Annotated in this window: 23 protein-coding genes and 1 tRNA gene; 10 read left to right on the top strand and 14 right to left on the bottom strand. The window is 49.3% G+C overall.

From position 1 onward, the window contains the following. Window positions 1-75: 75 nt before the first annotated feature. Window positions 76-1,263 carry a response regulator gene (locus ACN4EK_RS12315; protein ID WP_431658187.1) on the bottom strand — a complete coding sequence of 396 codons (1,188 nt, stop codon included), beginning with the start codon at window positions 1,261-1,263 and terminating at the stop codon, window positions 76-78. Window positions 1,264-1,724: 461 nt separating this feature from the next. Here ACN4EK_RS12315 and ACN4EK_RS12310 point away from each other — a divergent pair, with 461 nt between their 5' ends. Further along, on the top strand, window positions 1,725-2,633 hold the full coding sequence (locus tag ACN4EK_RS12310) for an AAA family ATPase (protein WP_431658186.1): 909 nt from the start codon (window positions 1,725-1,727) through the stop codon (window positions 2,631-2,633). Window positions 2,634-2,663: 30 nt separating this feature from the next. Here the strand turns inward: ACN4EK_RS12310 and ACN4EK_RS12305 are convergent, their stop codons facing one another. Continuing rightward, window positions 2,664-3,341: a hypothetical protein gene (locus ACN4EK_RS12305; RefSeq protein ID WP_431658185.1), complete on the bottom strand. Its 678-nt coding sequence runs from the start codon at window positions 3,339-3,341 to the stop codon at window positions 2,664-2,666. 481 nt (window positions 3,342-3,822) lie between these two features. Between ACN4EK_RS12305 and ACN4EK_RS12300 the strand changes: the two genes are divergently transcribed. The 5 genes from ACN4EK_RS12300 (at window position 3,823) to ACN4EK_RS12280 (ending at window position 8,231) form a co-directional block, all read left to right on the top strand. Then, window positions 3,823-4,935 carry a protein kinase domain-containing protein gene (locus tag ACN4EK_RS12300; protein WP_431658184.1) on the top strand — a complete coding sequence of 371 codons (1,113 nt, stop codon included), beginning with the start codon at window positions 3,823-3,825 and terminating at the stop codon, window positions 4,933-4,935. 195 nt (window positions 4,936-5,130) lie between these two features. Next, window positions 5,131-5,274: a hypothetical protein gene (locus tag ACN4EK_RS12295; RefSeq protein ID WP_431658183.1), complete on the top strand. Its 144-nt coding sequence runs from the start codon at window positions 5,131-5,133 to the stop codon at window positions 5,272-5,274. A gap of 50 nt (window positions 5,275-5,324) precedes the next feature. Next, a complete protein-coding gene (locus ACN4EK_RS12290) occupies window positions 5,325-5,477 on the top strand; it encodes a hypothetical protein (protein WP_431658182.1) in 153 nt (50 codons plus the stop codon). Window positions 5,478-5,698: 221 nt separating this feature from the next. Beyond that, window positions 5,699-6,652, top strand: a complete 954-nt coding sequence (locus ACN4EK_RS12285) for a HetZ-related protein 2 (protein WP_431658181.1) — start codon at window positions 5,699-5,701, stop codon at window positions 6,650-6,652. 289 nt (window positions 6,653-6,941) lie between these two features. After that, window positions 6,942-8,231 (top strand): GspE/PulE/PilB domain-containing protein, encoded by a 1,290-nt coding sequence (locus tag ACN4EK_RS12280; RefSeq protein ID WP_431658180.1) that lies wholly within the window; start codon window positions 6,942-6,944, stop codon window positions 8,229-8,231. Window positions 8,232-8,259: 28 nt separating this feature from the next. Here the strand turns inward: ACN4EK_RS12280 and ACN4EK_RS12275 are convergent, their stop codons facing one another. Next, complete coding sequence (locus tag ACN4EK_RS12275; protein WP_431658179.1) at window positions 8,260-9,522, bottom strand: GNAT family N-acetyltransferase; 1,263 nt, start codon at window positions 9,520-9,522, stop codon at window positions 8,260-8,262. A gap of 99 nt (window positions 9,523-9,621) precedes the next feature. Between ACN4EK_RS12275 and ACN4EK_RS12270 the strand changes: the two genes are divergently transcribed. Further along, window positions 9,622-10,440: an HAD family hydrolase gene (locus ACN4EK_RS12270; RefSeq protein ID WP_431658178.1), complete on the top strand. Its 819-nt coding sequence runs from the start codon at window positions 9,622-9,624 to the stop codon at window positions 10,438-10,440. Window positions 10,441-10,494: 54 nt separating this feature from the next. On the opposite strand, the gene aroF is transcribed toward ACN4EK_RS12270, so the two are convergent. The 6 genes from aroF to ACN4EK_RS12240 all read right to left on the bottom strand — a co-directional run bounded on the left by aroF (window position 10,495) and on the right by ACN4EK_RS12240 (window position 14,319). Continuing rightward, complete coding sequence (gene aroF, locus ACN4EK_RS12265; protein WP_431658177.1) at window positions 10,495-11,556, bottom strand: 3-deoxy-7-phosphoheptulonate synthase; 1,062 nt, start codon at window positions 11,554-11,556, stop codon at window positions 10,495-10,497. Window positions 11,557-11,620: 64 nt separating this feature from the next. Beyond that, window positions 11,621-12,160, bottom strand: coding sequence for a PAM68 family protein (locus ACN4EK_RS12260; protein WP_431658176.1), 540 nt, complete (start codon window positions 12,158-12,160; stop codon window positions 11,621-11,623). A 24-nt stretch (window positions 12,161-12,184) separates the two neighbouring features. Further along, window positions 12,185-12,454: a 30S ribosomal protein S15 gene (gene rpsO, locus ACN4EK_RS12255; protein ID WP_431658175.1), complete on the bottom strand. Its 270-nt coding sequence runs from the start codon at window positions 12,452-12,454 to the stop codon at window positions 12,185-12,187. Between the two features lie 84 nt (window positions 12,455-12,538). Further along, complete coding sequence (ruvA, locus tag ACN4EK_RS12250; RefSeq protein ID WP_431658174.1) at window positions 12,539-13,162, bottom strand: Holliday junction branch migration protein RuvA; 624 nt, start codon at window positions 13,160-13,162, stop codon at window positions 12,539-12,541. Between the two features lie 44 nt (window positions 13,163-13,206). Continuing rightward, complete coding sequence (locus tag ACN4EK_RS12245; protein WP_431658173.1) at window positions 13,207-13,953, bottom strand: sucrose-phosphate phosphatase; 747 nt, start codon at window positions 13,951-13,953, stop codon at window positions 13,207-13,209. A gap of 180 nt (window positions 13,954-14,133) precedes the next feature. Beyond that, window positions 14,134-14,319, bottom strand: coding sequence for a hypothetical protein (locus ACN4EK_RS12240; RefSeq protein ID WP_431658172.1), 186 nt, complete (start codon window positions 14,317-14,319; stop codon window positions 14,134-14,136). Between the two features lie 81 nt (window positions 14,320-14,400). On the opposite strand from ACN4EK_RS12240, the gene ACN4EK_RS12235 reads away from it, so the two are divergent. After that, window positions 14,401-14,997: a DUF2721 domain-containing protein gene (locus tag ACN4EK_RS12235; RefSeq protein ID WP_431658171.1), complete on the top strand. Its 597-nt coding sequence runs from the start codon at window positions 14,401-14,403 to the stop codon at window positions 14,995-14,997. Here ACN4EK_RS12235 and ACN4EK_RS12230 read toward each other — a convergent pair whose 3' ends face one another. From ACN4EK_RS12230 to ACN4EK_RS12215, 4 genes are all read right to left on the bottom strand, one after another. Then, window positions 14,998-15,276 carry a hypothetical protein gene (locus tag ACN4EK_RS12230; protein ID WP_431658170.1) on the bottom strand — a complete coding sequence of 93 codons (279 nt, stop codon included), beginning with the start codon at window positions 15,274-15,276 and terminating at the stop codon, window positions 14,998-15,000. A gap of 142 nt (window positions 15,277-15,418) precedes the next feature. Continuing rightward, the gene (fba, locus tag ACN4EK_RS12225) at window positions 15,419-16,501 is read right to left on the bottom strand and encodes a class II fructose-bisphosphate aldolase (protein WP_431658169.1); all 1,083 of its coding nucleotides are present in this window, start codon (window positions 16,499-16,501) and stop codon (window positions 15,419-15,421) included. Between the two features lie 286 nt (window positions 16,502-16,787). Continuing rightward, a tRNA-Lys gene (locus tag ACN4EK_RS12220) sits at window positions 16,788-16,859 on the bottom strand. A gap of 72 nt (window positions 16,860-16,931) precedes the next feature. After that, complete coding sequence (locus ACN4EK_RS12215; RefSeq protein ID WP_431658168.1) at window positions 16,932-18,533, bottom strand: Hsp70 family protein; 1,602 nt, start codon at window positions 18,531-18,533, stop codon at window positions 16,932-16,934. Window positions 18,534-18,739: 206 nt separating this feature from the next. On the opposite strand from ACN4EK_RS12215, the gene ACN4EK_RS12210 reads away from it, so the two are divergent. Next, window positions 18,740-19,585 carry a prohibitin family protein gene (locus tag ACN4EK_RS12210; protein WP_431658167.1) on the top strand — a complete coding sequence of 282 codons (846 nt, stop codon included), beginning with the start codon at window positions 18,740-18,742 and terminating at the stop codon, window positions 19,583-19,585. A 116-nt stretch (window positions 19,586-19,701) separates the two neighbouring features. Further along, a complete protein-coding gene (locus ACN4EK_RS12205; RefSeq protein ID WP_431658166.1) occupies window positions 19,702-21,027 on the top strand; it encodes a hypothetical protein in 1,326 nt (441 codons plus the stop codon). A 118-nt stretch (window positions 21,028-21,145) separates the two neighbouring features. On the opposite strand, the gene ACN4EK_RS12200 is transcribed toward ACN4EK_RS12205, so the two are convergent. After that, window positions 21,146-21,799, bottom strand: a complete 654-nt coding sequence (locus ACN4EK_RS12200) for a DUF3386 domain-containing protein (protein WP_431658165.1) — start codon at window positions 21,797-21,799, stop codon at window positions 21,146-21,148. Window positions 21,800-21,814 lie beyond the last annotated feature (15 nt).

The following is a 21,814-nucleotide window of genomic DNA, read 5'->3' as shown; positions in this document are numbered from 1 at the left end:
TTCGATTTCCCAGATCTTTTGTACGAAAGTACTGATGTACGCCTGACGCGAAATTTTACAAATCATGTCAAACGGTTAGTTGGTTTCTTCCGAACCTCCTGTATAAGTGTTCGGCATGATTGAGCGCAAATGGCTGCGGACTAAATTGATCATGGCAGCCGGTTCCGGTGGTTTGGTCAGAAAGTCCGTGGCTCCGGCTAATTTGGCGCGGGTGCGATCGACAATACTGTTTTGGCTGGTCAGAATAATAATTGGGGTGTTCTTAAAGGCAGGGGTTTTGCGTAAGAACGTGCAGAGGTTGTAACCATCGGTATCCGGCATGATCAGATCCATAAAGATTAGATCGGGTCGATGTTTATTCAACATTCCAATCCCAGACATCGGTTCCTGAATCGTCAGCAGGCGATATCCCGCAGGCAGCAGGATGGTTGACAGCACATGTCCTACGGTTGGACTGTCATCGATACAGGCGATTAACGGTCGAGAACTCTTCTTTCCTGAGGTGTTGCCAAGGCGATGTTCGAGCGGGTTAGGCAGATCGGGGACTTCCTCCAGGGCGATCGCACCTCGCTGTACCCAGGGCAGTAAAAACCGCGTGATGGTAGTTACAGGTTTTTTGGCATAACCGGCAATATCCCACAAAGTATGCCGTCCGGCGAGAAAGGGCGTGAGGTTGCTGGGCAATGGCGTGATACTCGTCCCCTCGATCGCCGCCGATTGTCGCAGAATGGGTGATTTATAGGGATTGAGCGCTCCTAATTCCAGGGCTTTCCAGTGTTTCCAGACCTGAAGGGATTGCTGCAACACCCAATCCACTTGGGGAAAGGACAACAGCAGACTTAGCGCCGTATTATCCCGCAGTGAGAACCGTTGGGTGGTAGACCAATCACTGGTTAAGGCTGGATTACTCACCCAGGAGAACAAAACTTCTTCCAGGCTACTTTTGATCACTTCCTGCGCCTGGGCGGCACTGATTTGTCCCTGCGTTACGGCATGGCTCAGGAGTTGATATTCCCAGAGATCACTGTTTGCTAAATCTGGTAGATCTGCGGCTTGAAAATTAGGGCAGTGCCGCTTCACGGCTCGGTGCCACCGCCGCACTCGATGTAAACTGCCGGTGGCATAGACCAGGCGACCATGAAAAAAACAGAGTTTCCACTGGTATTCATCATTTGCCAGGGTTAATTCGCCAGTGACTCGCTGCTGGCTAAGAATGGCTAACGTTTGGGCTGTACTGGCGTATCCGATCGAGGTTGATGTCATTGCGAAGGAAGACCTGATGACTTAAAAAGCAGCCGCATACCACTGAGCATTGGGCGACTCAACCCAGTACCCTGTAAGATCACATGCCCCGGTGAACCCATGTATCCCCTGTGAGATCATGGGCTGAGTCTGCTAGCGTGACGGAGTTGGGAGATTTCTGATATCCAGGTTGAAGTAGCCCGACAAGTTAGGAGTTAGAGGTTGGCACAACCGACAAGAACTATCAGAAATTGAGCCAGTTTGACACTTCTAGCCCAAAGTCTAGTCATTCTTACACAAAATGAAAAATGGGGTTTTCCCGGAATTGTCTGGTGATTAATTGCCATCTCCCGTAAATTACGGATCAAATACCTACGGTATTGTCCAGAAACCAGCTTTTTTCTAGATTTCGGTGCCGTCTTCCCAGGGGTTGGGCAAACTAGGAAGTAGGAGTTCACGCTATCCAATTGGGTGTCGCCAGTATGAGAGATCGGATTGACCGTTTAACCGCCAACCTGGGACAGGCGATCGTGGGGAAACACGATGCCATCCGATTAGTGCTGGTTGCCCTCCTATCGGGTGGACATACGCTACTGGAGGATGTCCCTGGTGTTGGTAAAACCCTGTTGGCAAAATCCCTTGCCCGCTCGATCGACGGCAAGTTTCAACGGATTCAATGTACCCCTGACCTATTACCCACGGATGTTACTGGAACCAACATCTGGAATCCGCGCTCCGGGGACTTTGAATTTATGCCGGGACCTGTCTTCAGTAATGTGCTGCTAGCCGATGAAATTAACCGAGCCACTCCCCGGACTCAGTCTGCCCTCTTAGAGGTGATGGAAGAACAACAGGTTACGGTGGATGGGGTGTCGCGATCGGTGCCTCACCCATTTTTTGTGATTGCCACCCAAAACCCGGTGGAATATCAGGGCACATTTCCTTTACCCGAAGCCCAGATGGATCGATTTACCCTATCTCTATCGCTCGGCTATCCCACGGCAACGGAAGAGTTACAAATGTTGCAATTACTTCAGGGTGGATCCACTAGCCATGAATTGCAACCCTGTATTTCCCTGGAGGAGGTGCAGGAATTACAGCGGTTATGCTCTCAGGTGAAACTGGATGTGTCTTTGCAGCAATATATTCTGAATTTGGTACGAGCTACCCGTCAGGATGAAGAGATTACTTTAGGGGTAAGCCCTAGAGGTGCAGTCGCGTTACAACGGGCGACCCAAGCGCTTGCCTTCTTGAATGGGAAAGATTATGCCATTCCCGATGACATTAAGTATTTGGCTCCCCATGTCCTTGCCCATCGTATGATCCCGTCGGGCGGTCGTCGTGCCAGCGCGATCGTCGATCGCTTACTCAGTACCGTCCCGATTCCTTAAGTGACTGAGATTTGTATGTGATCGGCTCTCTTAAAGTAATGAGGAGAGCGATCGCCGTTTGCGTAAATCAACCGCATCGGCTAGTTCGGTGGTTTGCCAATCGAACGGTTTCCGAATGTCGGGGGGCAAAATACTAACCGAAGCCTGCACCGTGGGACGAGGTAACACCACTTGGGCTGGAGCCGACTTCGCTGAAGTGGAGGGGCGTTTGAGCAGGGGAGGGAGCACTGAGCGCTCCACCGGAGCAGGGGCACTGGCAGATTGTCCGAGGGCGGGCGGGATGGCAGGATGAGGTGGCTGAGGAGCAGGACGCTGATTCAGCCGTTGACCCGCATGGGGATGTGGCGATCGTCGGGCAGTAGGGGGTTGGTGCTGCACCTGCGGAGAGGTTGCTATGGGCGGTAAGGCTAACTGGGCGGTGGCTTGGGGACGTAATCGCCGCTTGACTGAGCGAGATCTGGGTTTGGTCATCCGTCGTGGTGGTACAGGTGGGCGGTTAAGCTGGCGCGATACCAGGATGGATCCGGCGGTGCAGGTCAGGGCGATCGCGCCAAACATCCATAAAGGCACCCGAGCTTGTTGGGGCATGGGTTGGGTGGCAAGCGTGGAATCCGAACCGACAACGGTGGTAGAAACACTTCGACGTTCTGAAGCACCAGGACTGAGTAAGCCACCAATGGCGACTAGCGCAATCAGCAGGAGTGACATCCACAGACCTCCCACCATTACTAATGGTCGTGTGATCAGGAGATGACCTATTCCTTGAAATGAGGAGGTCGCTGATTTACCGGTTGGGGGTGAATCAGGGCTGAATGGGATAGGATGCTCTGGTGGGTGCTGAGTTTGAGGCATGTTTGGATACCCCTTGATGGCGTGCGCCTCTATGCTAGCAGGACTTTTAAAAACAGATCCGATTAAACTCTATATATAGAGTCTATTTAGGCAGAAATTTCCGTAAACACCACTGGATATAGAAGAAGCCGATTAAATTTGCTTCGATCGAATTAAGGTAGTGTTACTCGAATTCTACTCAAAGTGGCAGTAAACGGAAACTGAGTATTCTCAGGAGGTCGGGCGATCGCTAAAACTCTAGCCTCCGAACTTTAAAGATTTGACCCAGAACTCCAGATTTATCTCTAGACTGGAGTCAGAAGAAAGATTTCCAAATAGTATCAGTAGCGGCTGTCCGATGAACGGTTCACTTGCAGACTTATCCAATTTCCGCTCCAAAAGCCTGCACCAGAGTCCTTTGGGACAACTGTGTGGATCTCGGCAGCGTTTTCGCGATCGCTATGAGATTCTGAAGATTCTGGGACGTGGCGGGTTTGGGGTAACGTTTCTTGCTCGGGACGCTGGTTTACCCGGTCATCCGCTGTGTGTGATTAAACAGCTTTGCCCCAAGGTCAGCGATCCTACGGCTCTACAACGGGCACGGAAACGATTTGAACAGGAGGCAAAAACCCTCAGTCGGTTAGGCAACCATGCCCAAATCCCGATGCTGCTGGATTACTTTGAGGCAGATGGGGAGTTCTATTTAGTTCAGGAATATGTCCGGGGTTATACCCTGGCAAGGGAAATCCGACGATCAGGTCCGGTGTCAGAAGCGGCAGTCAAGCAATTTCTGCGGGAAATTTTGCCTTTGCTGCAATATATTCATGATAATCGGGTGATTCATCGTGACATTAAACCCCCCAACCTGATTCGGTGTAAGGATGATGGGCGATTAGTGTTAATTGACTTTGGGGCGGTCAAAGAACAGATTTCACAGATTGAGGATTCGGGATTTAAGTATCCAACTACCCAGTTTGTCGGAACAGTCGGCTTTGCCCCGCCCGAACAACTGGCAACCCGTCCGGTATACGCCAGTGATATTTATGCGATCGGCGTTACCTGCCTTTACCTGCTCTCTGGGAAATCGCCCCTGGAATTTGATTATGAATTTATCTCGGGTGAGGTGCGCTGGCAGGAGCATGTGCAGGTTTCGGAACACTTTGGCAATGTTCTGAGCAAGATGTTAAAAATCTCCCCGCAGGAACGCTATCAGTCTGCCAAGGATGTCCTGCGAGCCATGGAACTGGAGCCGCACTTCGAGCATTTAGTTCACTGTATGAATGTCAGACCGCGACCGTTTGTTGAGTCGAAGTTATCCCTGGAAGAGCCTCATTCTGCCGAATATGTCCCACCGTTAGTCCAAAAAGCGATCGCAATTCGCAACTGGCGTAATAAGATGAAAGCCCGACAGGTGCGCCACGATCGCCTGCAACCTCGGATTACCTATAGTAGCTCCGGTGTAGATAAATAAACCGGGCAGCTCAGGTCTTACGGTATAAGCCTGACTGAGGATGGGCAAGCCTCCTTGACCCTGGTTGGGAGTTGTTGCAGAACGGCAGGGTGAGTCAAACGTTAGCGCCTAATTGTTTAAGAAAAGCTTTGTTTTGTTAAGGTTTTTGAGGAAATTCCTTAAGTTTGTAAGGAAGTTATTCTTCTGTCAGTGAAGATGGGAATTAAAGGAACAGGAGTTGACTTCTGGTTAGTTCTCAACCTGCGATCGCTAGAATTCATCAACAACCCAATTGCTGTGAAATTCCAGCCTACACCGAAACTCTCCCATGCGGAAGATAACTCAACCGCCACATTTTAGATACAAGGCTGGTGTTCGACTCACCTCCTCTTCAGTAAATAAGGACTGCAATGATTATCAAGATTGAATACCCAACGGGGAATAGTACAACGTTTAACGGTAGAACGTTAACTCAGGAAGGACTCTTAACGTTCTTTGTCAACCAGGCATTCCGTAGCCAGGTCGGAGCGGAGTCAATTTTGATTCAATTCGATCGGGCGTAATGGTAGTGACGTTCACCGCCTATCCCACAATCGTGTTAGAACAGGAGCCAGTCCTCCCTATACTCCTAACTAACGGGATAAAATTGCTGTGATGCTCTGGTCACTAGCATTTGGGACGGATGCTTTGCAGCACCAGCCTGAACTTTTACCCATGTGGGTGAGTGCGCTGAATTGGGGTTGTAAGGCACACTCTATATCAGAGCGTTTAACACAGCACTCCTATGGTGGTACTGGCTGAAATGGCGTTGGCTGAAGAACTGGCAAGTGAATGGCGATCGCGGCTCCAGGCAGAGTTGCCGACTCAGGATTCTGAGCAGCGTGAAAGCATTATTCAGTGGTTGCTAGGAGAAGATCAAACCCGGTTTGATCAATTAACTCCAGAGCAACGGCAGGTCGTTGAGCAGGCGATCGACTATCGTTATCGCATTCTGCGGCAACGTTATTTAGATATGCCGCCGGAACGTGCCTACAAGAATTTGATTCAGCGCCTGGGTAACTTATTCCTGATCCGCAATAAGATTCGCACCTGGATTGCCCTGTCTCGCGATCGGCAACGTACTGTTGTGGATGTTTTGCAAGAGGTGATTCAAGAACTGCTGCAAAATGACAATTACATGCAGCAACAAGTGCTATGGATTGCCCAATGTACTTCTAACTCCCGCCTACGGAATGCGTTACTGTTAGCCAGTGCCGAAGAATATTGTCTGCGTCCGATTCGCAATCAACCCCTACTGTGTTATCGGTTCGTTAACTATTTACGGCGCTCCCAAAAAGGTGGCATGACCCAGGTGCCAGCCAATGATTTCATTCGGTTGGTGTCTGAGGAAATTACGCCAGATGAGGCAGAAGGTTCCGTTAGTTTGCTGGATGCCCAAGCGATTACCCAATATCAGGATGCTCAGGCCGCAGAAGAACAACAGGAATTACGGGTCGCGGTACAGCAAAAATTTGAGGCGTATCTGACCGAAAAGGTTGACCCACTGGCAGCAAAATGGTTACGACTCTATCTGCAAGGTCGATCCCAGGAAGCGATCGCCCAGGATCTTGATCTGCCCGTGAAGCAGGTATACCGATTGCGGGAAAAGATCAGCTATCATGCCACGCGGGTGTTTGCGACCAAGGGGCAAGCGGATTTGGTGACCAGTTGGTTAGGGAGCCGTACCCATTCTGATTAACGGGAGGGACGGTGTACCCAAACTTTCGTCTCCGCTGCTCAGGATGCATCTACAACTAAGTCATACCCATCAAAGCGACTGATAAACTCTGAGGCGATTGGCGATTGAGTAGGGCGATCGCGAATCACTCAGGGCATGTCTCCGGTATAGTGGGATCAGGGCAGTCTACTGGATGGTCAACGTGTTAGGAATGAACGGTTAAAATGGCAGATAACGGATTCATTCTTTTTCCGGAGGACATCACAGCTCAGGCGGTTTAGCATGGTATGAACGCTAACTGAAACTCTCTATGGTGTCTCCATCCGGTGACCAAATTGAGGCACAAACTCCCAACTCCGATAATTCTCCTGCCTTAGGGAAGCCTAAGATTGATTGGACGACTCAAGTTGATGCGGAACAGGCATTTCGTCTGGTCGATAGCATCTTACCGTTTGAAGCCTGTTTATATCACCAGATTTTGCCCCTGGCGCTAGAGGGCAGTCGCTTGAAGCTGGGGATGGTGAATATGGATGATACCGCTGCATTGGACTATGTGCGGCGGATTCTGGCATATATGAACTGTTCGCTGGTGCCGCATCCCCTCGCGTCTGAAGTGCATTATGCTGCCTTAACGGCTTATCTCAATTATGCGGGCAAACAAAAGTCGCCCGTCGGCACATCCACTCAACCCGTGGCACGACGAATTGCCCGGAAGTTGGCAGAGGAGTCGTCGCGCAAAGCCGCCGAGGGGGTCAATAGCCCTCATATAGCGAACTCTGAACCGTCAGCGAACTTTGATCCCCATACTCATCCCACCTTTTTGGTGGAAAGCCCAGAGTTGCTGCATCCTGATCTACCAGCCGCATCTGAGCGTCAGACGAATCCGACGGCCGATAGTAGTCACCCATCCTCTGGACGATCGCCAGCTTCTCCGCCTGTAGAAGTGAGTGTTGGTCACCCAGGGGGGAATTTTGGGGATATGTTGCCATCGCTGAATATTGAGGTTAAACACTTATCGGACCCGATCGAGGTGCTGGCGACCTTACCACCTCAGGAACTATTTCAAGAGTTGCTCGGACGCATTCTCACGGGTGGAATTGGGCGGTTATATTTTGAGTGCCAGTCAGAATCTGGGCGAATTCTTTGGAGTCAGAATGGGGTATTGCAGTCGGTATTAGAGGATTTGCCCCTAGCAACAGTACAAGGCGTATTGCAGGAGTTAAAGCAACTGACGCGGTTACCCTTGGCTCCGGTGCAGAAAACTCGCCAGGTTGAAATTGAGCGGTTATACCAGGGACAACGGTTACTCCTGCGGTTGCGGATTATGCCGGGTAACTATGGTGAAGAGGCAACCGTCCAGGTTTTGCGAGGCGCGGCATTAAAGTTTTACCAACAGCAGCAAATTGCTACCCTGGGGCGAGATGTTTTAGAAACGGCTCAGGAACTACAACGGAAGGTCAATCAGATTCATTCGCAAACTCAATCTAACCCCATGCTATTGACTGAGGATGCTAGTTTGATTCCTGCTTTAGATGAAGTGCTGAGAAATGTGGGACAACAATTAGAAGCATTGAAGGCAATGCAAGGCGATCATCCGTAGAGCGAATCTTGCCAGTCATGGCATGGTTTTAGAAAAAGTCCCAACAAAAGGGAGCTGCCGCCTGCCATGCTTGATCGAGTTGAGGTAATAGAGTCTCATCACCTGTCAGTTCTAATTCCCCTGTCCAAAGCAGATCCTGAGATCGCCGCCAGCCACAAAATAATTCAGTGAGATGCTCGATCGAGGTTTTCAGTACCGTTGAGGTCGGTGATTGACGCAGGTGCATCTGGCGATCGCTGAATTCAGCCGTAATCTGCTGGTCGCCGAATACCGGATCGGAAATCTCAAAGGTTAAGGCAAAGGGGTCACTGGGTTGCAGCGATCGCCGCTCGAAGGCAGCCGCTAGATCAACTAACCGCCACATGAATCCCCCGCCAAGTTGACCAAAGGCATGAACTAAGCCAAATTCAAAGGCAGGTGCGGTGAAGCTGGGATCACAGCGTTGTTCCTGGAGGAGATGGGGAAATGGATCGCTGGGAAACGTATTCCAAACAATGGTAGATACCTGATCCCGCAGGGAGGCGAGAAACCCTAGAATACCTCGATAGGCGGCAGCGGTAGCGGCAACCCATTCTTGAACCACAATCGCTAATGGAGAGGAGGCAGCACCGAGCCGAGTAAATTGGAGGATGACGTAGCCCTGAAGTTGATTGCTGTCCTGGTAAACGTAAATTTCTCTGCCATTACTGGGTTTTAACCGTTGTTGCCATTGCCAGGTCTGCCGGTGTAACCAACCATTTTGTTGAGCGGCGACAGATTCATAGACAGCCGATAAACTGTGACGACTGGAATTGTATGGCATGATGCCCGATCGCTCTGGATATAAGGGTAGGTGACGCGCCGCCACTCGGTACTGATGCACTGATTCCACCCAAGCCCAGCCTAACCGGCGATAAAAACCATGTTGAAAGGGATACAGCATGACAATTGGTAATTGCTGCGATCGGGCTGTTTCTAACGCATGTTCCAACATCAACCGAGCAATTTTCTGACCGCGTTTTTGGAGCGCCACTGCTACGGCAGCGATTCCCATAGCCGGAAAAACCTGCTGTTGGAAGTGAATTGCCAGTTGTAATTGGGCATAGGTGCCGATACCAGCTCCAGTAGCTGACTCGATCGCCAGGAATAGTTGCCGACCAGGCAGTTCCAAGCCCTCGCTATACCACTCTTGCTGGATTTCCGTTTCGGAGGTGAGGGGGGCAAAGGCTAACCGATCCAGGGTAATAATTTGGTTGAGATCATCAGCTTGGGCAGGGCGCAGACTGACTTCAGGCAACGAAAAGGTTGGCATAAGTTATTTCTTTTCAAAGAGTTAATTCATCTTTCATTTACACATTCTCGGCACAGTGCGGTAGGGTGGATGTGCAACGATTACCCTGACATAGTAGTTATGCTTTCAGGTATTCCTACCGTTTTAGCGCTTGACTTTGATGGTGTTCTACTGAATGGCTTAAAAGAGTATTTCCAAACGGCATGGCGAGCCTATTGTCGCATTTGGCATCCTCCTGATTGTCACCCGCCGGTCGGGTTAGCAGAAACCTTTTACCGTCTACGTCCAGTGGTGGAAACGGGGTGGGAAATGCCATTAGTGTTAAGAGCAATCTTACAGGGCAAATTGGAAACAGATCTGTTGCAACATTGGGGCACGATCGTTCCAGAACTGTTAATTCAGGAGACGCTAGATGCTCAACGGCTGCAATTTGAAGTGGATGATGTTCGAGATCACTGGATTGCGACGGATATCCAGGGGTGGTTAGCCGAACAGGGGTTTTATCCTGGCACGATCGCGGCGCTCCAACGACTGTTGGCAACCAATCAAACCTATGTGGTGATTATTAGCACGAAAGAAGGACGGTTTATTCGGCAACTTTTGCAGCAGCAAGGAGTTGATGACACCGATTTGCAGGTCTATGGTAAGGAGGTAAACCGTCCTAAGGCAGACACTTTGCGAGAGTTAATGCCGGTATTTGGGCAGGATGCCAGTATCTGGTTTGTGGAAGACCGATTACAAACCTTACAGAAGATCCAGCAGCAGCCCGATCTGCACACCGTCAAATTGTTTCTAGCGGATTGGGGCTACAACACGTTGCGAGAGCGGAAGATTGCCCAAGCTGATCCAATGATCCAATTAATTTCGTTAGATCAATTCAGCCAGGATCCAGGTCTGTGGCTGCCTGCCAAAGCACTTCCCATTGAGGAGCACCCCTAACCTGTGAAGTGCCCCTCGACGGCGCAGATTATCCCGGTCAGGTAATTGACTGACTTACACGATCGCGGCAGTTGGTTGTAAATTCCAGCGTCCTAGTGGTTGAGCCACTACAGCCAGTTCAGTCATGAGCTGATCAAACCGATCGGGCGTGAGGGATTGGGGGCCATCCGATAGGGCTTTCGCCGGATTCGGGTGAACTTCAATCATTAAGGAATCTGTGCCTGCTGCGATCGCTGCCATTGCCATTGATGGAACATATTCGGCTTTGCCAGTCCCATGACTGGGATCGATCATGATCGGCAGGTGAGTCAGCGATCGTAGGACGGGAATCGCGGCTAGATCCAACGTATTCCGGGCATATTGATTATCAAAGGTGCGAATGCCTCGTTCACAAAGAATCACATTCGGGTTGCCTGCTGCCAGAATATATTCGGCTGCCATCAACCACTCTTCGATCGTGGCAGACATCCCCCGCTTCAATAAAATTGGTTTATCCTGCGCTCCCACTTTCTTCAGCAGTGAGAAGTTGTGCATATTCCGAGCGCCAATCTGGATCACGTCCGCAACCTCGGAAATCGCGTCTAGATCGGCCGCATCCATCAATTCTGTAATGATGCCTAAGCCACTGACTTCCCGAGCCTTTGCCAGTAGCCCTAAGGCACTTTCCCCATGTCCCTGAAAGGCATAGGGAGAGGTGCGCGGCTTGAAAGCGCCTCCCCGTAGAAAAGTGGCTCCCGCCGCCTTAATTCGTTGGGCGGTTTCGATAATCATAGCTTCGTTTTCAACCGAGCAGGGCCCTGCAACGACCACGATCGGATGGTGTTCACCAAACGGCACTACACCATTGGGTGTCTGAACCAGCACTTCACTGGGTTCACCATGCCGAAACTCGCGGCTGGCTCGCTTGAAGGGTTTCTCAACCCGGAGAACCTGCTCAATCCAGGGGCTAAACTCTTGCACCTGAAGCGGATCCATATCTACCGTGTCACCAACCAAGCCAATCACGACCTTGTGCTTGCCAACGATCGTCTCCGGCGACAGTCCCCAAGAAGTAAACTCTTCAGTTAAACGAGCGACTTCTGCTTCGGGTGAACCAACCTTCATGACCACAATCATGGTGTTTGTCCCTGCTCAGTGAGATGTGTATATGGCGCGGGGTGAGTGGGAATTTATGGCAGGATCAAGACTTTTGTTTAGCCGCCTGCCAGGATTCGCGCAACCGTCCAAAGTTGGTCGTAAATTCTTCCCAACCGAGCCGAGTGCCGACTCGCTGTTCATCCCAGGAGGCTGAAAGCACCCCGTAACTCAACCCCAGAACGCCTAAGCCAAACCATCCCATACTAACTAAGACCACTACGACATTGGGGAGCTTGACCCACTCGTGGCTGACGATGAGATAGCTCACTACAAAGGTCAACATGCCCAGGGTGGTAGGCACACCACAGAAAAGCCCCATGCGACGTGCCATCCGCCGACTGACTACCTCCGGAATGGTTCCACCTTTAGCCGCCGACTTACCAGTGGACTGAACGGTTGACTGAGCAGGTGCATCTGTTTCCTTCACCACTGGAGCCGATGGGCTTTTCTTTGCCGCTTTCTTGCGGTGCTGTTGGGGCTCAAACGGTAACCGCTCGGTGTCAGTCTTGGCTTGAGCCTTAGTGTCAGACTTACCTGCCTTCGCCTTACTGTTCTGTGAACCTTTGCGAGACTTAGAAGCCATTTCTCGATCGCCCTCTTAACCCTCTTAACCGCGAATTCCTAGCCGAGTGATCAGCGCCCGATACCGTTCCTGGCTTTGTTTTTGGATGTATGCCAGCAAGCGTTTCCGGGTTCCAATCATCCGGAGTAACCCTTGCCGAGAAGCATGATCTTTCTTGTTTGATCTCAAATGTTCACTCAGGCGATTAATCCGTTCAGTTAGCATTGCCACTTGAACATCTGCCGATCCAGTATCCGTTTCGTGAACCTGGTATTCCGAAATAATTTCGTGTTTGCGCTGTTGCAGCAGAGCCATGATGCAGTATGTATTCCTAATAACTAATAAGGCAGCAGTCCTCCATAATAGCATAGGGATACCCAGAGGACTAAACTCAACCGATTAACGACTCAACCAGGCGATCGCCTCACGAATCCAGACTTCGGCATCTTCCCGTTTGGATAGAGTGGTATTTTGCCCGACCGCTTGAAGTGCCTGGGTAATCTCATTGTTGGTATATCCCAATGCCACCAGGGTCATCTCGACATCTTCTTGAATTGCCATGGTGGGTGCCGCCGAAGGAGCGGCTGGAATGCCAGCTTGTTGTCGCCATTCCGCCAGCTTGGTGCGTAGTTCCAGGGCAATCCGTTCGGCGGTTTTGTTGCCCACTCCTGGAGTTCTGGCGAGAACCCGACTATTCCCGGTGACGATCGCCTGCACAAGATCCTGCAATCCCAGGGTATCGAGCAGTGCCAGTGCCAGTTGTGGCCCAATGCCACTCACACTGACTAATTGCCGGAATAAATCTCGCTCGGCGGCGGAGCCAAACCCAAACAAGGTCAATTGATCTTCACGCACATGTAAATGGGTAAAGATATGAGCGGTTTCGCCCACGTCTGGTAACTGGTTGGCTAACCGGGGCACAACTTGTAGATCAAAGCCAATCTGTCCGACCTCCAGGGTAAGAATGACGCGATGACTAATTTTTTGTAGGCTGGCGATCGTGCCTTTAAGGTAGCCGAGCATGAATGGAGGGAGGGGAGATGAGGGAGATGGGGCAGTGAGGTGGTTTAAAGCAAGCCGAAGTGATTGAGTCCTTCGAGAATGCCGCCAGCACAGTGGGCTGTAGCGAGGTAGCGATCGGGGTTGGGGTTCGCATGATGCCAGTCCAGTAGTTCGGACATAGCATTGCCAACAATGATGCCGCGTTCTGGGCGATCGGCGAATAGGGCGATATCGTTACCGGAGTCCCCGCAGGCGACGGTTTGGGTGGGCGCAATTCCCAGGTCTTGGCGCACGAATGCCATTGCCATACCTTTATTGGCACGACGCGGCAGAATATCCAGATCCTGACTGCCACTATAGATCAATTGTACCTCTAGACCCTGCTTGGCGAGTAAGGTTTCTAGGCGAGGAATCACCTCGATCGCGGCGGATGGCGATAAAAAGTAACTCACTTTAAAAGGACGTTGTTCTGTCTCCGCTTGGGGGGTGAGATCTGCTATATGAGCTGTTGTCGCGACAATCTGTTCGCGATCCCATGCCTGCGAGAGAATACCTGCCCAATTGGGATCGGGTCGATCGCTACCGTTGACGTAAATTTCCGTTCCGACCGCTGCAATCAGAATATCGGGTTCTAATAATGGCTTTTCTGTTGCCAATTCTTGATAACGGATTGGCGATCGTCCGGTAGAGTAGACAATTTTGCTGCCATAGTGCTGACGATGGTGGCTGAGTCGCTGATTCAGTTCTAGCATTGCCTGATCATCACCAACTAAGGTGTTATCCAGGTCAGTTACCAGCAGAAAAGAAGACATGGTGCGAACTGCTAGGGAGGGACATCGTTAAGTATAGTGAATCCCTGACCCTCGGTTTCTGCGATCGGCGTAACTGAAATAGTGTAGAAGGGGTGGAAGCCTATTACCCGCGCCATCGCACCCCGCTTTAGGAAAGAACCTCATATCAGTTATTACATGTCCGTGGGTAGACTTTACGGATCAACCACCGCTTGATGCTGAGCGATGGTGGCGATCGCGATCGGGCAGTGACTCAACCGGATGACGCAAGGGCTGGAAACCAAATGATAATTTGGTACAAAAGTACTGTATAATCAAATTTGTGATTTTAAGCGAATAGGGTTTGAGAATGGGCGGCGATCGCATAGGATAACCAGCAATAGTCATAATTTGTGTTTACTTTAAGGATGCTAATATCCCGGCGTGACGGAACTCGTAGTATGCTTGACGGATACTGAGGCAGATTCCATGAGTGTTGAGCAATCCACCCAGCTAATTCAGTTAATCCTAAACTCCATTTTGATCAGCGTCGCCTGTGCCTTGGTGTTAGGAGGGTTAACGGCACGTCAAGCGGCGTTAGAGGAGCGATTACAACTTCTGGCTCGTCAGTATTACGATTATGCCGATGTGGAGGGCAGTGCTGGATGGCGCAGCGATCGATTAAGTTACGTCAAAAAGGCGCTGCGTCAGGTACAGTATCGTTGCCAGATCAGTCATTACAGTGTGTTGGCAGTTCATTATGCCCTGCTGTTCTCGATCGTCAGTGTATTAATCCTGGCATTCCGAACCGCGATTAGTTTGGAGTGGTTGATCCCTGTAGCCCTGGCTTGTTTTATTTTTGGCATTGCCATTATGTTGCTGGGTGTGGGACTCACGTTGATTGATTTACATTTATCCGATCGTCCTCTACTGGAGGATATGCGGGGCATTCTGAATTTAGGAATCAATGACGATAGCTATCCAGCCCCCTCACGCCCACGACGATCGGCTGGTAATTACGATCGGGCGTATTCTGGCAGGATGTCCTCTGGTCTAACGTCCCGCGCTCGCCGACGGGTAGGGTAATTAGGGTTGTGGTGCGATTAATGTGACTTGGTTGGTGGCACGATCGCAGACGAACCACGCCATTTGATTGTCCAGGTTTTCCGTGGTTTCGGTAATACAGAAGGGGACTTTTTCGCCAGTCCGCATTTCTACAGCCAGGTCGGCATTCGGAACGGAGACAACTTTAAAGCCGCGATCGCGTAGACAGTAAGTGATCCAGCCTTTTAAGGTTTGGCGCTCTGGATCAAACGGGACGGGAGGAGCGCTTAAAACTTCCTCTACCAGGGAAAACACTTGCATTTCAGTCAACTCCAATCACTGTTTTGATCATGCCATTTGAGCCGCCCTCTTACACCGATGTACAGCCATAAAAAACCGGGCAGTTTTCAGGCTACCCGGCAAATTCTAGCAAGTGTGATTAAGAACCGTTCTTGATGACAATTTAGACGGTTGCTGCCGTTTTAGCTGCCACTTGATCCAGTTCACCTTTCTTGTACTTGATCGCGTAAACATCTACGGATGCTTGCTTGATCTTGCTGGCGTTACCGGCAGTCCAGAATTCTTTATAGCGATCGGCACAAACTTTCTGCATGTACTTGATCGAAGGCTTCAGGAAGTGACGGGGGTCAAATTCCTTAGGATTCTGTTGCAGGGCTTCGCGCACAGCCGCCGTGATTGCCAAGCGATTGTCGGTGTCAATGTTGACTTTCCGCACACCGCTCTTGATTCCTTTCTGGATTTCTTCCACGGGTACACCGTAGGTTTCGGGAATCGTGCCACCATGCTGGTTGATCAATGCCAATAGGTCTTCAGGAACAGAAGAAGAACCATGCATGACCAGGTGGGTGTTGGGCAGACGCTTGTGGATTTCTTCAATCCGGCTGATTGCCAGAATTTCGCCAGTTGGCTTGCGGGTGAACTTGTAAGCCCCGTGGCTGGTGCCGATCGCGACGGCTAGCGCATCCACTTGGGTTTGCAGGACGAAATCAACGGCTTGATCAGGGTCGGTCAGCAGTTGGGAGTGATCCAGTTTTCCTTCAAAGCCATGTCCATCTTCAGCTTCACCCATGCCGGTTTCGAGTGAACCCAGACAACCGAGTTCGCCTTCTACGGAAGCCCCGATCGCGTGAGCCACTTTCACCACTTCACTGGTGACGGCCACGTTATATTCATAGCTGGCAGGAGTTTTGGCATCTGCTTCCAGCGAACCATCCATCATGACGCTGGTGAAACCATTTTTGATCGCTGAGTAGCAAGTGGCAGGCTCGTTCCCATGGTCTTGGTGCATGGCGATGGGAATGTGAGGATAGGTTTCCACAGCCGCCAGGATCAGGTGACGCAGGAAGTTTTCGCCAGCGTAGGAGCGAGCGCCACGGGAGGCTTGCAGGATCACGGGGCTATCAGTTTCCTGAGCCGCCTGCATGATTGCCTGGATTTGCTCCATGTTGTTTACGTTAAACGCCGGAATGCCGTAACCATTCTCAGCCGCGTGATCGAGCAGCAGCCGCATAGGTACGAGCGCCATAGACAGTCCTCCTGGGTACGTGTGATTAGCTTGTATCGACGAACTTAATCCTTACAGTAATCTTAAGATACTTTTCACTCTGCTGTAAGACTTAACTTGCGGTTGACTGGCTGTAATAAGTAAAAATAACTATTAAACAAATTTATATTTTTGTAACCTATGGGCGATCGCTAGCCTGACCAGGCGATCGGGCGTGAACTCACTAAGCTAGCTGGGGATTGCAGTCCGCCAGAGCGCGATCGACCCTAAGCAGTCAAGGTGATCTACAGATATCAGGTTGTCTTTATGGGTCACCCGGGATTCGAACCCGAGACCAATCGGTTAAAAGCCGAGTGCTCTACCGCTGAGCTAGTGACCCGCGCAATTGAATTTCGCAACGTTTTCTACAGTAGCACAGGGTTTCTAAAAAAAGCTAGTCCTCTAAAAAAAATTAGCTGAGTTGCACTACGGGTTGATCTTCAACCAGAGTTTGCAGGGCTAACAGGTCATTCACCGTAATCCGGAGAAATCGCTGGTCATCGACCCGGAATTGCACCTGGATACGATCGCGCCCAGGGAATCCCAATGGGTCTAGCTTCGCGATCGTCCTTGCTCCGTCCCGATCGTTGAGCGGTTGTACCTGGGTTTGGCTGCTGCCGACTCGGCGGGTAATTAAGCGATCGCCGTCAAAGTAGACTTCGGTTTGCTCGGATTCTGCCCCCAGTTCTCCAATAATCAGTTCAATGCTGGGTTGATTGTCGATCGAGGCTCCCAGCAATAACTCGACTGGATCTGCCATCGGGTAGGCTTGTCCGGCTTTAATGATCGAGTGCCAGTTGTGGCGTTTGTGGCGATGATCCCAGTAACGAATGCCGTAGCTGTGATACAGGAAATCTTTTAGTTCGATGCCCTGGGTCAGTTGTAAAGCCCCCTGGGCGATCGCTTCAAACGGTTTTTCGCTACGGATTTTACTCGGTTCAAAATATTGTTGTACCCAGGTTTGGACGGCGGGAATTTGGGCAGTGCCACCGACGAGTAACACGGCATCGATATCAGCGACTTCCAACCCCTGACGGCGAGCTTGCTGAAGAACCTGTTGCATCGACTCGTCCAGTAACTCAAAAAATCGATGCTCTTGCAAAATCTGTTCAAAGCCACTACGAGTTAGCTGGAGTTCGTAGCTCTCAAAGGTTTCGTCGTTGAAGTAAACCTCTTGCGCCTGCTGTTGCAGAGATAGTTGAATCTTCAGCCGTTCGGCTAACCGAGTGGTGATCGGTGTAATCGGTAGTCCCTGGCTGGTGGCGAAATGATCGGCTAGCCAATTATCGATATCGGAGCCGCCTAAATTTTGTCCAGCTTTGGCGAGGACTCTAGCGATTTTGGGTTTTTGCCCCGATTGTTCGGCAAACGACTTTTGTCCCCACTTAAGAATAAAGCCGATCGGTTTGGATTGGTTCTGAGTTGCCTGATCGAGCCTCACCAGGGATAAATCCAACGTGCCACCGCCAAAATCGATCACTAACAGAGTTTCGCGATCGGCTAACCCATAGCCCAACGCGGCGGCGGTTGGTTCATCCAGCATTCGGACTTGCTCAACTTGCAACGCCTCACAGACTTGACCCAGCCAGAGGCGGTAGGCTTCAAAACTATCGACGGGTACCGTGAAGATCAGCGATTCTCCCGCTTCCGGTTCGGTGGCTTTCAGTTGTTGAATCACCTGGGCGAGAAACCATTGTCCAACCTGCTCAAACCGAGTCGGTCTACCATCCAGTTCGGGCAAAAACCCCTGAATCGGTGTGCCGATGCCTCGTTTGAAGTTACGGAAAAAGCGCGGATCGCTGCCCAAATCCAAGGCCCGATCGCGGACTTCCTGACCCACAATCACTTGATCTTGGCTGGCATCCTTGACATAGACCAGGCTGGGAATTAACGGCGGATTTTGAGTAGTTTTCCAGGTGATGCCCGGTAGGGCAATGGTTTCTGCCTGCTGTGTTGCCCGATTCCACCGAGCGATCACGGTGTTGCTGGTGCCAAAGTCGATCGCGATTCCCATGCCGTTCTAGTAATGGTTAACCTGAACATTCATTAAAGACAATATCAAATTGCTTCCCGGAATGTCCTGGCAAGCCGCGATCGACTTTATTCTTTGCTGGTGGGCTATCTTTTCGCTGCCAACCGTAAAAATTTCCTGTGCTTTCTGGAGGATAGCGAAGCGATCGCCTATGGTCGTGGAAGTTAGATCCAAACGAGGACAGGAACGTGAAAAGTCAACAAGGGCAAACCTGGCAACTGACCATCATTCTATTTTTACTTAGTATTGTTGCCTTGTTGGGATTAAATTCATTTGTGATTGTTAATCCGGGTGAAGCTGGAGTTTTAAGTATTTTAGGCAAAGCTCAAGATGGGGCTTTATTAGAAGGATTTCATTTCAAACCGCCCTTAGTGTCTCAAGTCTCTATGTATGATGTGACCGTACAAAAATTTGAAGTCCCGGCGCAAAGTTCGACCAAAGATCTGCAACAACTATCGGCGAGTTTTGCGATTAACTTCCGCTTAGATGCCATGCGAGTCGTCGATATTCGTCGGACTCAGGGGACATTACAAAATATTGTGGCAAAGATTATTGCCCCGCAAACTCAAGAATCTTTTAAAATTGCGGCGGCTCGTCGCACAGTGGAAGAAGCAATTACTAAGCGGGATGAATTAAAGCGCGATTTTGATATTGCTTTAGGCGAACGTTTAGAAAAATACGGCATTTTAGTGTTAGATACGAGCGTGGTTGATCTAGCGTTTTCAGAAGAGTTTTCTAGAGCGGTAGAAGAGAAACAAATTGCGGAACAACGGGCACAACGAGCGGTTTATGTGGCGCAAGAAGCCGAACAAGAAGCGGAAGCGAATGTGAATCGGGCTAAAGGTCAAGCGGAAGCCCAACGGTTATTACGAGAAACTTTAACGCCGGAATTATTGCAGAAACAAGCGATCGAAAAATGGGATGGTAAATTCCCGCAAGTCATGGGTGGGAATGGCGCATTACCCTTGCTCAATTTAGATACCACAAAGTTTTCAACTAATACTCACTTAGAAATACCAGTTAAAAAACCATAGCATTTTTATATCTAGAGGAGATTTGTTCTATACTGTGATTCTTATAAGAGAAAAACTCTTATGGAATCTTGTTTGGGGGTTTGCCACGGAACACTTTCATAAATTGAAAGTTATGTTTGCTTGAAGGAGATAATCAATTGATGGAAGGTTTGGCAGATATTGAAGCTCTTTCTATGAGTTGTTGCTCGGAATACTCAAAAGAATATATTTCCGAAGCAATTTTATGCTATCGAGCAGGTGCCTATAGAGCAGCAATCGTCAGTACGTGGATCGCTGTAGTTTTTGACCTAATCGATAAAATTAGAGAGTTGTCTTTATCAGGAGATGCAAATGCAAAACAGCTCGAACAGCAGTATGAGAAATATTTACAACAAATTGAAGAAGGGAATGACCAAGGAGTAAAACTTGCGCTCGAGTTTGAAAGGGGGATTCTTGTAGTTTGTAAAGAGAAACTACAGTTTTTTGATCAACAACAATTTATTGATCTTTGTCGTCTTCGAGAAGATAGGCATCGTTGTGCTCATCCTTCATTTCAGAAGGTTGGTCAAATCTACCAATCATCTGCCGAACAGGCTCGTCTTCATCTTAGGAATGCGATTACTCATGTATTATCGCAGCCTCCTGTCCAAGGTAAAGCAGCACTAACTGAGTTGGTTTCTCTTGTTAGCTCCACTTACTTTCCTACTGAAACTAGTAAAGCGCTTACTCAGCTAAAAAATTCTCCTCTTCAAAAGCCTACAGAGGCTTTAGTTAATGGTTTTGTTGATCGAATGCTTCTTGGTTTTGTCGATATAAATAGCCCTTTGCATAGAAGAACTCAAGTTATAGCTGCTATTAACGCAATATTACAAATGTATCCTAGAGAGGGCGAGATACGTCTTACCAAGCAGCTTAATAAGCTAACTTTTTTCTCAGATGTTCAATTTCTTGATGTTGTTATTTTGGTTGCATCTATTGTTTCAGCCTGGAGTTTTTTAAACAAATCATCCCAGGAAAAAGTTGCTGAATTTATACGAATTGGCTTTACATACGATGTAATTAAAGTACTACATTTACTATCAAAGCTTAAACCTTTAGAACAACCTATTAAAGCTAGAATTGCAATGTTGAGTTTTGAGGAGTTGGCTCAAGCAATCTCGTCTTATAATCTTGGTGCACCAGCAAAAGAACGAGCATTGCAATTTTTGTCTATGGTTAGTTCTTGGAACAGAGCTAATGAGGTGTTTGATAAGGTAATCTTACCAATATTTGATGAACTTGAAAAAAGTGATATTATGCAAATAATAAGATTTCCTAAGGAAACTGAAGCAGATCTAATCGGTGCTACAGGTTTTTCAATATTTATTGAGAGAGTAAGGCTTAGTAAATTATTTGATGATGATGAGCTAAATCAGTTACTCTCTCAAAATGGTGCTAGCTACCTTGTTCTTAGAGCAGAATGAGTATAGCAATCTGATGTATTAAAGAACTATGTATATATTTCATAAATGTGACATGTTTAGCCGGACGATCGCTCTGGAAAAACGATCGTCCGGCTTCATAATTACAGAATTGAATCAATTAAACGGCTACAGGTTGCAGCAGTTTGATGTTAGAGAATGAAAACTCTGTAGTCGATACTTGACCGTTCGTTTCAGTCCGGATCAAGCGACGGTTGAGGACATAGTAATTACCGACTTTTTCGTACTCATCCTCAAATTCGCTCTTACCGCCTTTTTGTTCACCCGTTTTGGGATCGCGGTAGACCGAATCATAGCGGTGAGACAGATAGCCTTCCTCAGTTTGGTGGCTGCTGAACGTGTTAATGGTGACGAAAGTGCCATGAATTTGGCGATGTACTAAGCTGACTTCATTGTTATGGACTTTATAGCGATCGCCGGATGCCTTCCCACCCACCAGCAGTTCTACGGCTCCATTCTCGTCGGTGTCACCGTACTCAAAAACATTCTTAGCATGGGTTTCCTCAAACGGACGACGCACCCGGTGAACGGCAATTTCCCACACCTGACCATGAATCGCTTTCTTAGCGTTTTCATCTGCCACATCCATGACCTCAAAGCTCATGTCGGCATTGATGCGGATTTTGCCTGTAAAGGTTTGGTCGTTGTCCCGCAGTTGCACATCGGCAGTATAGCCAGGGAAATTTTGATCCCAGGTATAACGGTTTTCATAAGCGGCACGAAACAGCTCACGCGCTGACAGTTGCTCGGTCATGAAACTCTCCTTAGC

This window comes from Pantanalinema rosaneae CENA516, assembly GCF_050753385.1.
Lineage (GTDB): Bacteria > Cyanobacteriota > Cyanobacteriia > Leptolyngbyales > Leptolyngbyaceae > Pantanalinema > Pantanalinema rosaneae.
This window is presented reverse-complemented; position numbering and strand designations above follow the sequence as displayed.

Bases quoted from the DNA above. Each gene is read 5' to 3' on its own strand.
- ACN4EK_RS12315 (WP_431658187.1), bottom strand. From the start codon at position 1,263: ATGACATCAACCTCGATCGGATACGCCAGTACAGCCCAAACGTTAGCC.
- ACN4EK_RS12310 (WP_431658186.1), top strand. From the start codon at position 1,725: ATGAGAGATCGGATTGACCGTTTAACCGCCAACCTGGGACAGGCGATC.
- ACN4EK_RS12305 (WP_431658185.1), bottom strand. From the start codon at position 3,341: ATGTCACTCCTGCTGATTGCGCTAGTCGCCATTGGTGGCTTACTCAGT.
- ACN4EK_RS12300 (WP_431658184.1), top strand. From the start codon at position 3,823: ATGAACGGTTCACTTGCAGACTTATCCAATTTCCGCTCCAAAAGCCTG.
- ACN4EK_RS12295 (WP_431658183.1), top strand. From the start codon at position 5,131: ATGGGAATTAAAGGAACAGGAGTTGACTTCTGGTTAGTTCTCAACCTG.
- ACN4EK_RS12290 (WP_431658182.1), top strand. From the start codon at position 5,325: ATGATTATCAAGATTGAATACCCAACGGGGAATAGTACAACGTTTAAC.
- ACN4EK_RS12285 (WP_431658181.1), top strand. From the start codon at position 5,699: ATGGTGGTACTGGCTGAAATGGCGTTGGCTGAAGAACTGGCAAGTGAA.
- ACN4EK_RS12280 (WP_431658180.1), top strand. From the start codon at position 6,942: ATGGTGTCTCCATCCGGTGACCAAATTGAGGCACAAACTCCCAACTCC.
- ACN4EK_RS12275 (WP_431658179.1), bottom strand. From the start codon at position 9,522: ATGCCAACCTTTTCGTTGCCTGAAGTCAGTCTGCGCCCTGCCCAAGCT.
- ACN4EK_RS12270 (WP_431658178.1), top strand. From the start codon at position 9,622: ATGCTTTCAGGTATTCCTACCGTTTTAGCGCTTGACTTTGATGGTGTT.
- aroF (WP_431658177.1), bottom strand. From the start codon at position 11,556: ATGATTGTGGTCATGAAGGTTGGTTCACCCGAAGCAGAAGTCGCTCGT.
- ACN4EK_RS12260 (WP_431658176.1), bottom strand. From the start codon at position 12,160: ATGGCTTCTAAGTCTCGCAAAGGTTCACAGAACAGTAAGGCGAAGGCA.
- rpsO (WP_431658175.1), bottom strand. From the start codon at position 12,454: ATGGCTCTGCTGCAACAGCGCAAACACGAAATTATTTCGGAATACCAG.
- ruvA (WP_431658174.1), bottom strand. From the start codon at position 13,162: ATGCTCGGCTACCTTAAAGGCACGATCGCCAGCCTACAAAAAATTAGT.
- ACN4EK_RS12245 (WP_431658173.1), bottom strand. From the start codon at position 13,953: ATGTCTTCTTTTCTGCTGGTAACTGACCTGGATAACACCTTAGTTGGT.
- ACN4EK_RS12240 (WP_431658172.1), bottom strand. From the start codon at position 14,319: ATGACTATTGCTGGTTATCCTATGCGATCGCCGCCCATTCTCAAACCC.
- ACN4EK_RS12235 (WP_431658171.1), top strand. From the start codon at position 14,401: ATGAGTGTTGAGCAATCCACCCAGCTAATTCAGTTAATCCTAAACTCC.
- ACN4EK_RS12230 (WP_431658170.1), bottom strand. From the start codon at position 15,276: ATGCAAGTGTTTTCCCTGGTAGAGGAAGTTTTAAGCGCTCCTCCCGTC.
- fba (WP_431658169.1), bottom strand. From the start codon at position 16,501: ATGGCGCTCGTACCTATGCGGCTGCTGCTCGATCACGCGGCTGAGAAT.
- ACN4EK_RS12215 (WP_431658168.1), bottom strand. From the start codon at position 18,533: ATGGGAATCGCGATCGACTTTGGCACCAGCAACACCGTGATCGCTCGG.
- ACN4EK_RS12200 (WP_431658165.1), bottom strand. From the start codon at position 21,799: ATGACCGAGCAACTGTCAGCGCGTGAGCTGTTTCGTGCCGCTTATGAA.